Annotated in this window: 10 protein-coding genes and 1 pseudogene; 6 read left to right on the top strand and 5 right to left on the bottom strand. The window is 62.9% G+C overall.

Going from position 1 to position 13,839, the window contains the following annotated elements:
- Positions 1 to 67: 67 nt before the first annotated feature.
- Positions 68 to 1,465 carry an aminotransferase family protein gene (locus LHL23_RS04385; protein WP_226428941.1) on the bottom strand — a complete coding sequence of 466 codons (1,398 nt, stop codon included), beginning with the start codon at positions 1,463 to 1,465 and terminating at the stop codon, positions 68 to 70.
- Between the two features lie 294 nt (positions 1,466 to 1,759).
- Between LHL23_RS04385 and LHL23_RS04380 the strand changes: the two genes are divergently transcribed.
- Positions 1,760 to 2,536, top strand: a complete 777-nt coding sequence (locus LHL23_RS04380) for a 3-keto-5-aminohexanoate cleavage protein (protein WP_226428940.1) — start codon at positions 1,760 to 1,762, stop codon at positions 2,534 to 2,536.
- Positions 2,537 to 2,538: 2 nt separating this feature from the next.
- Positions 2,539 to 3,864 carry an aspartate aminotransferase family protein gene (locus LHL23_RS04375; RefSeq protein ID WP_226428939.1) on the top strand — a complete coding sequence of 442 codons (1,326 nt, stop codon included), beginning with the start codon at positions 2,539 to 2,541 and terminating at the stop codon, positions 3,862 to 3,864.
- A 48-nt stretch (positions 3,865 to 3,912) separates the two neighbouring features.
- Here the strand turns inward: LHL23_RS04375 and LHL23_RS04370 are convergent.
- Positions 3,913 to 4,581, bottom strand: a pseudogene (locus LHL23_RS04370) (DsbA family oxidoreductase).
- Positions 4,582 to 4,778: 197 nt separating this feature from the next.
- On the opposite strand from LHL23_RS04370, the gene LHL23_RS04365 reads away from it, so the two are divergent.
- Positions 4,779 to 5,810 (top strand): D-cysteine desulfhydrase family protein, encoded by a 1,032-nt coding sequence (locus LHL23_RS04365; protein WP_226428938.1) that lies wholly within the window; start codon positions 4,779 to 4,781, stop codon positions 5,808 to 5,810.
- A 43-nt stretch (positions 5,811 to 5,853) separates the two neighbouring features.
- Here the strand turns inward: LHL23_RS04365 and eda are convergent, their stop codons facing one another.
- From eda to zwf, 3 genes are read right to left on the bottom strand one after another with little or no spacing between them, the layout of a single operon-like run.
- Positions 5,854 to 6,504: a bifunctional 4-hydroxy-2-oxoglutarate aldolase/2-dehydro-3-deoxy-phosphogluconate aldolase gene (gene eda, locus LHL23_RS04360; RefSeq protein WP_226428937.1), complete on the bottom strand. Its 651-nt coding sequence runs from the start codon at positions 6,502 to 6,504 to the stop codon at positions 5,854 to 5,856.
- 3 nt (positions 6,505 to 6,507) lie between these two features.
- Complete coding sequence (edd, locus tag LHL23_RS04355) at positions 6,508 to 8,316, bottom strand: phosphogluconate dehydratase (RefSeq protein ID WP_222479175.1); 1,809 nt, start codon at positions 8,314 to 8,316, stop codon at positions 6,508 to 6,510.
- A 48-nt stretch (positions 8,317 to 8,364) separates the two neighbouring features.
- Positions 8,365 to 9,813 carry a glucose-6-phosphate dehydrogenase gene (gene zwf, locus LHL23_RS04350; protein ID WP_222479177.1) on the bottom strand — a complete coding sequence of 483 codons (1,449 nt, stop codon included), beginning with the start codon at positions 9,811 to 9,813 and terminating at the stop codon, positions 8,365 to 8,367.
- A 449-nt stretch (positions 9,814 to 10,262) separates the two neighbouring features.
- Between zwf and LHL23_RS04345 the strand changes: the two genes are divergently transcribed.
- The 3 genes from LHL23_RS04345 to LHL23_RS04335 all read left to right on the top strand — a co-directional run bounded on the left by LHL23_RS04345 (position 10,263) and on the right by LHL23_RS04335 (position 13,822).
- Positions 10,263 to 12,248, top strand: a complete 1,986-nt coding sequence (locus LHL23_RS04345; protein ID WP_226428936.1) for a CocE/NonD family hydrolase — start codon at positions 10,263 to 10,265, stop codon at positions 12,246 to 12,248.
- A 210-nt stretch (positions 12,249 to 12,458) separates the two neighbouring features.
- Positions 12,459 to 13,439: a glycosyltransferase family 2 protein gene (locus LHL23_RS04340; protein WP_226428935.1), complete on the top strand. Its 981-nt coding sequence runs from the start codon at positions 12,459 to 12,461 to the stop codon at positions 13,437 to 13,439.
- Positions 13,440 to 13,441: 2 nt separating this feature from the next.
- On the top strand, positions 13,442 to 13,822 hold the full coding sequence (locus LHL23_RS04335) for a GtrA family protein (protein WP_226429042.1): 381 nt from the start codon (positions 13,442 to 13,444) through the stop codon (positions 13,820 to 13,822).
- Positions 13,823 to 13,839: the final 17 nt, after the last annotated feature.

The following is a 13,839-nucleotide window of genomic DNA, read 5'->3' as shown; positions in this document are numbered from 1 at the left end:
CGACCCAAAACGAAAGAGCGCCCCGGCGGTACCGGGGCGCAGTTTGATCGTCCAACAGGGAGAGATGTCAGCCGAAGACCTTGGTCAGTGCCTTGTCGACCGCGTCGCAGATCTGGTCGATGTCGTCCGCGGTGGCGATCAGCGCCGGGCTGAAGCACAGGGTGTTATTGCGGCCCGGCAGTGAGCGGTTGGTGACGCCGATGATCACGCCCTGCGCGCCGCATTCCGCGACAACCTGCTGGGCCAGTTTCTCGTCCACCGGCTCCTTGGTCTCGCGGTCCTGAACCAGTTCGGCGCCCAGGAACAGGCCCTTGCCGCGCACGTCGCCGATCACGGCGTGCTTCTCCTGCAGCGCGCGCAGGTTGTTCAGCATCCGCTCACCCATGGCAGCGCAGTTGTCCAGCAGGCTCTCGTCCTCGATGATCTGCATGTTGACCAGCGCCGCGGCGGGGCCTGCGGTGCAGCCTCCGAAGGTGGAGATGTCGCGGAAGTAGTTCAGCGGATCGCCCGCGTCGTCCTTGAACATGGCAAAGACTTCTTCGGTGGTCACCATGCAGGCAATTGCCGCATAGCCGGAGGCAACGCCCTTGGCCATGGTCACGAAGTCCGGCTTGATGCCGTACTGCTGGTAGCCGAACCACTTGCCGGTGCGCCCGACACCGCAGACCACCTCGTCGATGTGCAGCAGGATGTCGTACTTCTTGCAGATTTCCTGCACGCGCTCCCAGTAGCCCTCGGGGGCTTCGATCACGCCGCCGCCTGCGGTCACCGGTTCCAGGCACAGCGCGCCCACGGTCTCCGGGCCTTCGCGCAAGATCACTTTCTCGATCTTGTCTGCCGCGGCGATGCCGAACTCGCGGCCGGACAAGTGCTCCAGGCCCAGCTCATGCTTGCGGTATTCCATGCAGTGCGGAACGCGGACGAAATCCGGCGCAAAGGGGCCGTACTGCGCGTTGCGCTCGTCCTGGCCGCCGGCCGACATGGTGGCCAGAGTGGAGCCGTGGTAGTCGCGGTCGCGGTACAGGATCTTGGTTTTCTTGCCGCCGTACTTCTTGTGGGCGATCTGGCGGACCATTTTGAAGGCCTTCTCGTTGGCCTCGGATCCGGAGTTGGTATAGTAGACGCGGGTCATGCCCGGCATCTTGGAGATCAGCTTTTCGGCAAACAGCGCACCGGGGATGGAGCCCGCGGAGTTGGCGAAATAGCAGACTTTCATCAGCTGATCATAAACAGCCTTGCAGATGTTCTCGCGGCCATAGCCGACGTTGACGGTCCAGACACCGCCGGAAACAGCATCCAGGAATTCCTTCCCGTTCTGATCCCACACGCGCATGCCCTTGCCCTCGACGATGATGCGCGGGTCGGAGCTTTCCAGCGCCTTGTGCTGGAACAGGTGGTGCCACATGTGGGCCTTGTCGGCCTCGACAACACGGGAGAGATCGTTTTCGTTGAACGTGCCGTCCATGACATGTCCTTTCGGCGTTAGAAGTGAATCAGGCTGCCCGGCACCCTACACGGGCTATGAGGCGCATTATGTACCAGAAACGTCAGATTTGCGGAATTCGTTAGGGCCAAATCGGTTGCTGACCTAAGTCCAGAAGGGGTTGGCCGGTCCAGGCGGCACAAAGCTGCTCAGGCTGGCGGCGGCAGAACAGATGTTTTGAAGTTTCTGGATTGAGATCGCATGTGCCGCGCATGCAGACTGCACCTGCAGCCCGGGTGCGAGCCGGGCCGGAGAAACCTGCGCAGGAGACCGCCGATGGTAGAATACAGGTTAATGGTGGCGCCCAATGGTGCCCGGCGCGGACGCGGGGATCACCCGGCGCTTCCTGTGACGCCGCAGCAGACGGCGGAAGCTGCGGCAGCCTGTTTTGCGGCCGGGGCGCACGCGCTGCATCTGCATGTGCGAGACGACGAGGGGCGCCATTCATTGGATGCCGGACGCTACGGCGAAGCCCAGGCAGCGGTGCAGGAGCGCGTGCCGGGGATGGCTGTGCAGATTACCACCGAAAGCGCCGGGATCTATGACGTAGCGGCCCAGCTTGCCTGTCTGGAGGCGCTGCGTCCGGCGGCGGCCTCTGTCTCAGTGCGGGAAATGGCGCGGGACCCAGGGCTGGCTGCGCGCGCTTATGCGGTGTGCCAGGAAGCAGGCACCCAGGTGCAACATATCCTTTATGGCCTCAGCTGCATCGCGCAGCTGCGCCGCTGGTATCGGGACGGTGTCATTCCGGAAACCATGCGTGACGCGATCTTTGTTCTGGGCAAGTACAGCCCGCCGGTTCTGGCCCGCCCCGAAGGGCTGGCCGTCTTCCGTGACGCAACCGCAGACCTGCGCCTTAACTGGGCTGTCTGCGCCTTTGGCCGGTATGAGCAAGCCTGCCTGCTTGCAGCGGTTGCAGCAGGCGGGGATGCGCGAATCGGATTTGAGAATAACATTGAAACACCCGAAGGCGGGCTGCTGGCCGACAACGCAGCCTCGGTTGCCGCCTTTGTTCAGGCCGCGCGGGACGCGGGCCATAGCCTCAAGGAGTGCTGATCATGAGTCACGTTTTTCCCCGCCACACCAAGGCTGATCTGCCCACTGCGGTATCCGGTGACGGCTGCTATCTGATCGACGCGGACGGCAAGCGCTATTTCGACGGATCCGGCGGTGCCGCGGTGTCCTGCCTTGGCCATTCCGATGCGGATGTCATCAAGGCCGTTCAGGACCAGGTCGGAAAACTGGCCTTTGCCCACACCGGCTTCCTGACTTCAGAACCGGCTGAGGAACTGGCAGACCTGCTGGTGGCCAACGCGCCGGGCGACATCGACCGGGTCTATTTCGTGTCCGGCGGCTCTGAGGCCACCGAGGCGGCGATCAAACTGGCCCGCCAGTACCACCTGGAGTGCGGCGAGCCGCAGCGCCGCCACATCATCGCCCGCAAGCAAAGCTATCACGGCAACACCCTTGGCGCGCTGGCGGCGGGCGGCAATGAATGGCGCCGGACCCAGTTCGCGCCGCTGCTGATCGACATCTCCCACATTTCGCCCTGCTATGAATATGTGGGCCGGGCCGACGGCGAGAGCAGCTATGACTACGGCCAGCGCGTGGCCAACGAGCTGGAGGCGGAGATCCTGCGCCTTGGGCCTGAAACCGTCATGGCCTTCATGGCGGAACCGGTGGTTGGTGCCACCTCCGGCGCGGTGCCCGCGGTAGAGGGTTACTTCAAGCGCATCCGCGAGATCTGCGACACATACGGCGTGCTGCTGATCCTGGACGAGGTTATGTGCGGCATGGGCCGGACCGGGCATCTGTTTGCCTGCCAGGCAGATGGCGTCGCGCCGGATATTCTGTGCATCGCCAAGGGGTTGGGTGCAGGCTACCAGCCGATCGGCGCGATGCTTTGCACCAAGCAGATTTATGAAGCCATCAAAAATGGCTCCGGCTTCTTCCAGCACGGCCACACCTATATCGGCCATCCGGTGGCGACCGCTGCGGGCCTTGCCGTGGTCAAGGCGATGCTGGACCGGGGCCTGGTGCAGCGCTGTGCGGAAATGGGAGAGAAGCTGCAAGCCGCGCTGGAGGACCGTTTCGGCCAGCATCCAAACGTCGGCGACATCCGCGGCCGCGGGCTGTTCCGCGGGATCGAACTGGTCACTGACCGTGAAGCCAAGGCCCCGTTCGACCCCGCGCTCGGACTGGCCGGCAAGATCAAGAAAGCGGCGTTTCAGGCCGGGCTTATCTGCTATCCGATGTCGGGCACCCGCGATGGCCGGAACGGCGACCATATCCTGCTGGCACCGCCGTTCATAATCACCGAGGAACAGATCGCGGAGGTGGTGGAAAAGCTGGAAACAGCCATCACCCAGTGTTTGCCGCAGTAGAAACCCGGAACAACGAGAAGCCGCCCGGCCGCTGGCCGGGCGCCGCGATCAGGCGAAGGTGCTTCCGGTGTATCCGAGCTGTTCAAGAATGCTGGCGTAAGTATCGACGCCTTGTGCACCGGTGACCAGATGGCGGCCGCTGAACACCATGGCTGGAACGCCGCGGATACCCTGGCTTACCCAAAACGTCTCGCGCTGGCGCACGCTGTCAGCATGTGTGCCGTTTTCCAGCGCTGCGCGGGCTTCTCGGCCGTCAAGGCCAAGGCGATCTGCGGCTTCTACCAGCACATCAATATCCGAGACATTCTTGCGGTCAGTGAAATAGGCTTTCAGCAGCGCCTGTTTCATCTCATGGCCCTTGCGGCGCACTTCTGCCCATTCTATCAGCTGATGCGCCTGGAACGTGTTTTAGATCCGCATGCCGTCAAAGAAGCGAAAGGTGAAACCCAGGGGTTCACCCAGTTCGGTAAGCTGTGCCCGCACCTGTGCCGATTGCTCTGCCGTGCTGCCGTATTTCGCCGCCAGATGCTCCCGCAGGTCCTCGCCCTCAGGCGCCATACCGGGGTTCAGTTCAAACGGCTGCCAGTGAATGTCCAGGGTCACCCCGGCGCGGCGGGCGGCAAAGGCGAGCTGGCTGTAGCCCACGGCGCACCACGGGCACACGACGTCTGAGACTATATCGACGCGAAGGGCAGGGCGGGGTTCACTGGCGGGCATGAGACTGGTCCTTGGCGTTTCAGTGCATTCAGGACACATGGGGGCCGCAGCGCTGTAAAGCAACCGCCGGCGCCGCCAACGCGGCCCGTGGCCAAGCCTCAATCCCCATTGCGGGTGGAGGCGTTTATTATTGACGGCGCGCGATACGGCCGCACAGTTGAGGGCATCCGCCCTGGCTGCCACTGGAGAAAACCGTCATGATCCTGAACCCTGATTGCCTGCCGGATTTTCCCCGCGCCAGACTGATGACGCAGCCCACTCCGCTGGAGCGGCTGGAGCGGCTGTCCAAGGAGTTGGAAATAGATCTTTGGATCAAACGGGACGATCTGACGGGGCTCAGTTTTGGCGGCAACAAGACCCGGCAGCTGGAATTCTACCTGGGGGCAGCGATTGCGGAACAGGCGGATACCATTCTGATTACCGGTGCGGTGCAGTCGAATTTTGCCCGCACCGCCGCTGTGGCCGCGTCGAAACTGGGGATGCAGGCCATTCTCCAGCGTGAAGAGCGGGTTCCGGGGATGGACCCTCTCTACTACAGCTCGGGCAATATCTTCCTGTCGGACATTCTGGGCGCAGAAGTCATGGGCTACCCGGAGGGCGAGGATGAAGCCGGGGCTGACGCGGCGCTGGAGGCGCGGGCAGAGGAGCTGCGGGCGGCTGGCCGTACCCCCTATATTATTCCGCTTGGCCTGGGGCATCAGCCTTTGGGCGCTCTGGGCTATGTGCTGGGCGCCGCGGAACTGGCGGCTCAGATCGGCGGCTTTGATGCGGCTGTGGTTCCTTCTGGCAGCGGGGCGACACACGGCGGCTTCCTGACTGGCGTCCGCCGCGCGGGCATCACTGCACCTGTTTATGGGATCTGCGTCCGCCGGGATGCGCGGCAGCAACAAACGCGTCTGGACCGGGTAACAGCGGATCTGGCGGATCTGATGGAGTGCCAACGGCCGTTTGGGAATGCGGACATCCTTACTTGGGATGGGGCGCTGGCGCCGGGATACGGGCGCACCGGTGCAGCGGTCCGGAAGGCTCTCCAGTACATGGCACGGGCGGAGGGAGTCCTGCTGGATCCGGTTTATTCAGCCAAAACCTTTGCCGGCCTTCTGGGCCTGCTGGCCGAGGGCGTCATCAGCAAAGGGCAGAAGGTGCTGTTGTTGCATACCGGAGGGCTGCCAGCACTGTTCGCTTATCAAAACGAACTGGGCTTCGGAGGCAGTGAAGGGGCCTCCTGACGCCGCCCTGCAACGCCTCTTGCAAGGCCGGTAGATTTGAAATTCAGCCTTTGCCCAGTTCACTTGCTTCCCGTGCAAGGTCTTCAATTTCGCTCCAGTTTCCGGCCTGGACCAGATCCTTGGGCGCGACCCAGCTGCCGCCGGCGCAGACCACATTGCCTAAGCTCAGGTAGCTTTCGGCATTGGCGGGTGTGATGCCGCCAGTGGGGCAGAAGGAGATCTGCGGCAAGGGTGCACCGATGGCCTTGAGCGCCGGTGCGCCGCCGGAGGCTTCTGCCGGGAAGAATTTCAGCATGCCGTAGCCGCGGGCCAGCAGCCGCATCGCCTCAGTGGCGGTCGCCGCACCCGGCAAGAGCGCCAGGCCGATGGACTCACAGGCGTCCAGAAGGTAATCCGTGGCGCCCGGCGAGACGCCGAACTGGGCGCCGGCCTCCTTGGCGGCTTCGGCGTCCTTGGGGGTGATCAGCGTGCCGGCCCCGACAACGCCGCCCTTCACCTGCGCCATCTCGCGGATCACGTCCAGCGCGGCGCCGGTGCGGAGGGTGACTTCCAAAGCGGGCAGCCCGCCTGCCACCAGTGCTTCGGCAAGGGGGCGGGCATGGGCCGCGTCCTCCACCACCAGCACCGGCATCACCGGTGCCAGGGCGCAAATTTCGCAGGTGCGCAGGCTGGCGTCCTGAGGGGTAATCCGCATCTTTCAAACTCCAAATACGCTGGCGCCTTCGTCGGCTGAGGCAACCGAGCGGCGGAACAGGGAAAACAGCTCGCGGCCGGTGCCGTGCTGATAGGCGCTGAGGTCGGCGGTGGCGGCTTCGCGCTCGAGCGCGCCTTCCGTCAAGATTTCCAATGTGCCCTTCACCGCATCGAGCCGCAGCAAATCGCCGTCCCGGATCCGGGCAATCGGGCCGCCGTCCAGGGCTTCAGGGACCACATGGATCGCCGCCGGGATTTTGCCGGAGGCGCCGGACATCCGCCCGTCGGTGACCAGCGCCACCTTCTGGCCGCGGCCCTGAAGGATGCCGAGGAACGGCGTCAGACTGTGCAGTTCCGGCATGCCGTTGGCCTTGGGGCCCTGGAAGCGCACCACCACGATCACGTCGCTGGTCAGTTCGCCTGCCTTGAAGGCGGCCTTGGCTTCTTCCTGATCGTGAAAGACCCGGGCGGGGGCTTCGACCACTTGGTGCTCTTTTGCGACCGCCGAGACCTTGATCACCGCGGTGCCCAGATTGCCGGTCAGCCGCTTTAGCCCGCCGGTCTTCTGGAACGGTGCATCCGCAGGGCGTAGCACCGCGTCATTCAGGCTTTGCCCCGGGCCGGGGCGGAAGGTGAGCCCGTCCTCCGACAGAAATGGCTCCTGCGTATAGGTCTCCAGCCCTTCACCCGCGACTGTCCGGGTGTCCGGGTGCAGAAGCCCCGCTTTCAGCAGCTCGCCAATCATGTAGCCCAGCCCGCCTGCGGCGTGGAAATGGTTCACGTCGGCCAAGCCATTGGGATAAACTTTCGCCAGCAGCGGCACAGCCTCCGAGAGTTCCGCAAAATCCTGCCAGTCGAGGAGAATGCCGCCCGCCCGCGCCATGGCAATGAGGTGGATCAGCAGGTTGGTGGAGCCGCCGGTGGCCATCAGCCCAACGATGCCGTTGGCATAGGCTTTCTCGTCCAGCACGTCGCAGACCGGGGTGTAGTTGTTGCCCAGAGCGCTGAGCGACAGCGCTCGCTTGGCACCCTCAACCGTCAACGCCTCGCGCAGGGGCGTGCCGGGATTGACGAAAGAGGACCCGGGCAGATGCAGCCCCATGAACTCCATCAGCATCTGGTTGGTGTTGGCAGTGCCGTAGAAGGTGCAGGTGCCGGGGCCGTGGTAGGCGGCCATTTCTGCCTTCAGCAGCTCCTCGCGGGTGACTTCCCCGGCGGCAAATTTCTGGCGGATATGCGCCTTTTCGTCATTGGCCAAGCCGCTGGTCATCGGTCCTGCGGGCAGGAACACCGCCGGGATATGGCCAAAGGCCTGGGCGCCGATCACCAGTCCGGGCACGATCTTGTCGCAGACACCGAGGAACACCGCGGCATCGAACACATTGTGGCTGAGCGCGACGCCCGTCGCCATGGCGATGGTGTCGCGGGAGAACAGGCTCAGCTCCATGCCGGCCTCGCCCTGGGTGACGCCGTCGCACATCGCAGGCACCCCGCCCGCTACCTGCGCTGTGCCGCCCGCCTTGCGAACGGCATCGCGGATCAATGCGGGGTAGGTCTCAAACGGCTGATGCGCCGACAGCATGTCGTTGTAGGCGGTGACGATCCCCAGATGCCCCTTGCTGCCAGCCGCCAGCGTTTGCTGGTCTGCACCGGTGGCGGCATAGGCGTGGGCCTGGCCGGAGCAGCTGAGATGCGCCCGGGCCGGGCCCTTGCCCTTTGCGGCGCGCATCCGATCCAAGTAGGCGGCGCGGGTCGCCTCGCTGCGGAGGATGATGCGCTCCGTGACTGCGGCCAGTGTGGAATTCAGAGTCATGTCGTGCCTTTGCTGCAAATTGCGAGGGCGTAGGGGAGGGCTGCCATCTTAGGCTCCAATGCTGCGCCAGCGGCGGCCGTCGCGGTGGATCAGCAGCAGGGAATCGTCGGGACCGGAACTGCCGCTGTCATAGGGTTGCGGTGTGTCGCCCGCGTCCTGCCAGCCGGCGATGATCGGATCGGCCCAGGCCCAGGCAGCCTCAACCTCGTCGCCGCGCATGAACAGGGTCTGGTTCCCGCGGATGACATCCATGATCAGACGCTCATAGGCGTCCTGCGGGCGCCCTGATTCCGGCAGCTCGTCGGCGAAGGTCATGTCCAGATTGGCGCCGGTGAGGCGCATGCCGCCGGGGCCAGGGTCCTTGATTGTGGTTTTCAGCGTGATGCCTTCATCGGGCTGCAGCCGGATCACCAGCACATTGCCATGCACAGGCCCCGAGCCTTCGAAGATGTTGTGCGGTGGGTCGCGGAAGTAGACGGCGATCTCGCTCACCCGCTCGCGCAGGCACTTGCCGGTGCGCAGGTAGAACGGAGTGCCGGCCCAGCGCCAGTTCGCCACCTCCACCTTGAGCGCGATGTAGCTTTCGGTGCGGCTGGCGGCATTGCCCGCGTGATCGCGGTAGCCACTGCCGCCCTTGCCGCGGTACTGGCCGCGGGCAATGCTTGCTTGCGCCACCGGGCGCAGTGCCTCGATCACTTTGACCTTCTCGTCCCGCACCGCGTTGGGGGTGAACTGCGCCGGCGGCTCCATCGCGGTCAGGCATAGAAGCTGCATCAGGTGGTTCTGCACCATGTCCCGCATGGCGCCTGATTTATCGTAGTATTCACCGCGGCCCTCGACACCGATGCTTTCGGCCACAGTGATCTGCACATGGTCGATGTGGGAAGAATTCCAGAGCGGCTCGAACAGCGAGTTTGCAAAGCGCAGCGCCATCAGGTTCTGCACCGTCTCCTTGCCCAGATAATGGTCGATCCGGTAGATCTGCTGTTCTTCAAAATGCTCACGCAGCGCTGCGTTCAGCGCCTGGGCAGAGGCGAGGTCGTGGCCGAAGGGTTTTTCCAGCACAATGCGGCTGTCTGGCGTGGTGATGCCGGTTTCACTGAGGCGGCGGGCGATGTCCGTGAACAATGACGGGCCGACCGATAGGTAAAATGCACGCACGGCGTCGTCACGCAGTTTTCCGCGGATCTCATCCCAGCCTGCGTCTCCGCGGGCATCGACCGCGGCGTAGTCCAGAAGCGCGGTGAAGGCAGCGATCTCTTCCGGGGTGGTTTCAACATCCTGGCCGAACTCGCGGACGGCCTCTGCGGTTTGGCTGCGGAACTCTTCTGCTGTCAACTCGCTGCGCGAAGTGCCGATGATCCGGCAGTCACTGCTGAACTGGCCGATTTGAAACCGGTGGAACAAGGCGGGCAGGATCTTGCGGCGGGCAAGGTCGCCAGTCGCGCCGAACAGCACGAGGTCAAAGGGATCGACAGGAATGACGCGGGAAACCATTGATTTTACATCGCTGTTCCTTGGGGGCTGCAGAGCCAGGCTATTGTGCCGCCTGGGGAGGGGGAATTCAATTGCTCCTGCTGGCACGCGGCCGGTGAAAATTCCGTTATCGATAACATGAGGTTTCCTGCAGGGCTACAGGAAGTTTTCCTTTTGCTTCGCCGGGTGAAAAAAAGTCCGACACGCTGCCGGTTGCTTTGCTGCAATTCGAAATCTGCGGAACGCATAAGCGTTTTGGGCGCCCATATTTTTTCACATTGAGTAGGGCGTGCGGCATCGGCTGTTAGCTTGCCCGGATAATCAAACCGGGTCGAGACAGCCTTTCGCGATTTAGCTGCGGGTTCGCGTACATTCGCTTACATCTGCGTAAAGGCGCACACTTCCCGTGGCCGTGGATTTGGGGAATGAATGTGGCAAGGCAGAAACCAAAATCAATTAGGACATCCTCAATGCCCGGCGCTTACAGCATCATCGAAAACACTTGGATCACCTTGCCGGACGGACGCAGGCTGGCCGCGCGGATGTGGCTGCCTGAAAGCGGGGGGCCTTTTCCTGCGATCCTGGAATACCTGCCCTACCGCAAGCGTGACGGCACCGCCCCGCGGGATGAAACCACGCATACAGTTTTCGCCGCTGAGGGGTATGCCTGTATCCGGGTCGACATCGCGGGCACTGGCGACAGTGAAGGCGTATTTGATGACGAGTATTCCGAGCAGGAGCTGAGTGACGGTGAAGCGGTCTTGGAATGGATTGCCTCGCAGGGCTGGTGCGACGGGAATATAGGCATGATCGGCATCAGCTGGGGCGGTTTCAACGGGCTGCAGCTGGCCTTCCGGCGTCCGCCGGCATTGAAGGCAGTGGTTTCTGTGGCCTCCACCGTGGACCGCTATGCCGATGACATCCATTACATGGGCGGCTGCTTGTTGAGCGATAACATCAACTGGGGCAGCCAAATGTTTGCCTACCAGTCGCGTCCTGCCGACCCGGAGCTGCGCCCGGACTGGCGCGAGGATTGGATCAAGCGGATCGAGGGAATGCCTTTCATGGCCGCCGATTGGCTGCGGCGGCAGGTGCGGGGCGCGTTCTGGAAACACGGTTCGGTCTGCGAAGACTGGACAGCGATCCAGGCGCCGGTGCTGGCCATAACCGGCTGGGCCGATGCCTATGTGAACGCGCCGCCTGCGCTGGCCGCCAACCTGACCGTGCCTGCCAAGGCGATGATCGGCCCGTGGGAGCACCGCTATGCCCATATCGCCAAACTGGACCCGGCGGATTTTCACGGCGAGGTTCTGCGCTGGTTTGGCAAATGGCTGAAAGGGGAGGACACCGGCGCGGAGGACCTGCCGGACTACCGCGTTTTCATGCAGGAGCATTTCGATCCCACCATGCAAAACAAGCCGCGCCAGGGCCGCTGGGTTGCGGAGGCGGAATGGCCTTCGCCCAATGTGCGGGATCGGGTGATGTATCTGGGGCAGGGGAGCTTGGCGGATACACCCGGGCAAGGAACGCTTGCAGTCAGCAACCCTTCCACAGTGGGACAGGCGTCCGGCTATTTCTGCCCGGGGATGCGGTTTGATAACGAGCTGGCGGGCGATCAGGCAGTTGATGATGCGCTATCGGTCTGTTTCGACACCACGCCACTGGCAGAGCCGCTGGAGCTGCTGGGGCGGGCGCGGGTGAAGGTGGCCTTCAGCGTTGACAAGCCAGTGGCGCAGCTGGTGGCGCGGCTGTGCGATGTGTCACCCGAGGGCGTGTCGCAGAGAATAACCTTTCGGCCGCTGAACCTCGGCTGCCGCAACGGGTTCGAAACCCCGGAGAAGCTGGCTCCGGGGGAGCGTTATGAAGCTGAGATCGAGCTCAACGAATGTGCGCATCATCTGAGAGCCGGCCATGTGCTGCGGCTTGCCCTGTCAACGTCCTACTGGCCGATTGTCTGGCCCGCGCCCGAGGCCGCAGAGGTTACCCTGCACTTAGAAGGCTGTGCTTTGGTATTGCCGGAGCGCCAGGTTTCGGAAGAGGTTGCGCCTCAGAACCCAGGTGAACCAAGGGGCTATCCGGTGCTTCAGGCAAAGCAGCTGCGGGCAGCCGGCGGTACCTCCAAGACCTGGTCGCGCGAGGACGGCACGCTGGTGCTGGATACCTTCGATGATTACGGCAAGTCAGTGGATCCCTATCACGGCATGTGTGCCGGCAGCCATGTCACGATGCATTACGAGGTGCATCCGGATGATCCGGCCACAGCAGCCTTTGCCAGCGACTGGCGTTTTGAGTTCGAGCGCGATGGCTGGCAGGTGGCGGTCGATACGGAAAACAAGGTGACGTGCGATCGGGAGAATTTCCATCTCTGGCGCAAGGTGACGGCATATGAGGGTGAGAGCAAGGAAGTAGTCCTGACCAAGGAGTGGCAGGAAACGATTCCGAGGGGTGTCTTATAATCCGCTAATCCGCGGCAGTATGCGGGCGGATTTTCGGCAATTCGTCCGCAATTGCCTTGGTTTTGCCATAGTGCGTTACGGAAAGCACACAGGCTCTTAACCATTTGATCGCAAATGTAGGTCCCAGCGGGCTGCCGTTGCCTTGGCCGTGCCAGATCGGCCATTATCATGGTTAACGAGCGGTTAACAAACAGACTTGAGGGCGAGAAAGTGCAGCTTTCCGTTGTTGTGCCCTGCTACAATGAAGAAGAGTCGGTCCCCTTGCTGGTGGAGCGGCTGGTGCAGGCCATTGAAACATGGGCGCAGGACGCCGAGATCATCCTGGCGGATGACGGATCCAGCGATCAAACCTGGGCTGCGATCGAAGCCGCCCATCGAAAATACCCTGTAGTGAGGGGCATACGCCTGTCAGCCAATCGCGGCCATCAGGTGGCGCTGACCGCAGGGCTGGAGGCCGCGCGGGGCGACCGTATCTTCATGCTGGATGCCGATCTTCAGGATCCGCCGGAAATCCTGCCGGACATGATGCTGATGATGGATCGTGGCTATGATGTGGTCTATGGGCGGCGGGCGGTGCGGCAGGGGGAGACCCTGTTCAAGAAGGCAACCGCCTTTCTATTCTATCGTTTCCTGAATGCGCTTTCGGATGTCGACATTCCAAAGGACACCGGCGACTTCCGTCTGGTTAGCCGCCGCGCGCTGGATGCTGTGCTGGCGATGCCTGAGCGGGCGCGTTTCATCCGCGGCATGTTTGCCTGGGCGGGGTTCAAGCAGATCGGGCTGGAGTATGTGCGTGACGCGCGGGTGGCTGGGGTTACCAAATACCCGCTGCGGGCAATGCTGCGTTTTGCGGCGGATGCGCTGACAGGGTTTTCCACCAAGCCGCTCAAAATGGCGACGCGACTGGCCTTCCTGAGCCTTTATGTGACGTTCCTGATGGCGGTTTACGTGTTCCTGTCGCTGATCCTCTACAACACCGCTCCCGGCTGGGCTTCGATGCTGCTGGCGATTTCCTTCTTCTCTGGCATCCAACTGCTCACTCTTGGGATCATGGGGGAATACATCGGGCGTCTCTACATGGAGAGCAAGCAGCGGCCGATGTATTTCCTGTCGGAGGAAACCGGCAGGGCAGAGGATTTGGCTGACCCATTGAAGGCCGCACCAGCGACCCTGCGCCGGGAAGCCTCGTGACGATGGGGCAGGCGTCCCAGATCTTTCGGTTTTCTGTCGTCGGTGCAACAGTGGCCGGGCTGTATGTGCTGGGCTATACCGCGCTGCTGGCAGCTGGGCTGCCGCAGGCGTCGGCAAATGCGCTGGCCTTTGCAGCCGCTGTTGCGGTTCAATACATTCTGCAAACCTGGTGGACTTTCCGCCGCCCGCTGGGGCTGCCCGACCAGATGGCAAGGTTTGCGTGCACCATTGCCGCGGGTTTTGCCGTCTCGGCGCTGATCACAGGTATGATCGGCCCAATGCTGGGCTGGGCGGATTGGCTGTCCGCCGCCGCCGTGACGGTAATCCTGCCGGTTCAAAATTTCATCATCTTCCGCCTCTGGGTGTACGCCGCGGAGAGCTGAGCGTCGATTGGAGCAAT

Origin of the sequence: Leisingera sp. McT4-56 (genome assembly GCF_020514995.1) — a bacterium.
GTDB classification, from domain to species: Bacteria; Pseudomonadota; Alphaproteobacteria; order Rhodobacterales; family Rhodobacteraceae; genus Leisingera; species Leisingera aquaemixtae_A.
This window is presented reverse-complemented; position numbering and strand designations above follow the sequence as displayed.

Excerpts from the sequence above, each read along its gene's own strand:
- LHL23_RS04385 (WP_226428941.1), bottom strand. The coding sequence starts at position 1,465 with ATGGACGGCACGTTCAACGAAAACGATCTCTCCCGTGTTGTCGAGGCC.
- LHL23_RS04380 (WP_226428940.1), top strand. The coding sequence starts at position 1,760 with ATGGTAGAATACAGGTTAATGGTGGCGCCCAATGGTGCCCGGCGCGGA.
- LHL23_RS04375 (WP_226428939.1), top strand. The coding sequence starts at position 2,539 with ATGAGTCACGTTTTTCCCCGCCACACCAAGGCTGATCTGCCCACTGCG.
- LHL23_RS04365 (WP_226428938.1), top strand. The coding sequence starts at position 4,779 with ATGATCCTGAACCCTGATTGCCTGCCGGATTTTCCCCGCGCCAGACTG.
- eda (WP_226428937.1), bottom strand. The coding sequence starts at position 6,504 with ATGCGGATTACCCCTCAGGACGCCAGCCTGCGCACCTGCGAAATTTGC.
- edd (WP_222479175.1), bottom strand. The coding sequence starts at position 8,316 with ATGACTCTGAATTCCACACTGGCCGCAGTCACGGAGCGCATCATCCTC.
- zwf (WP_222479177.1), bottom strand. The coding sequence starts at position 9,813 with ATGGTTTCCCGCGTCATTCCTGTCGATCCCTTTGACCTCGTGCTGTTC.
- LHL23_RS04345 (WP_226428936.1), top strand. The coding sequence starts at position 10,263 with ATGCCCGGCGCTTACAGCATCATCGAAAACACTTGGATCACCTTGCCG.
- LHL23_RS04335 (WP_226429042.1), top strand. The coding sequence starts at position 13,442 with ATGGGGCAGGCGTCCCAGATCTTTCGGTTTTCTGTCGTCGGTGCAACA.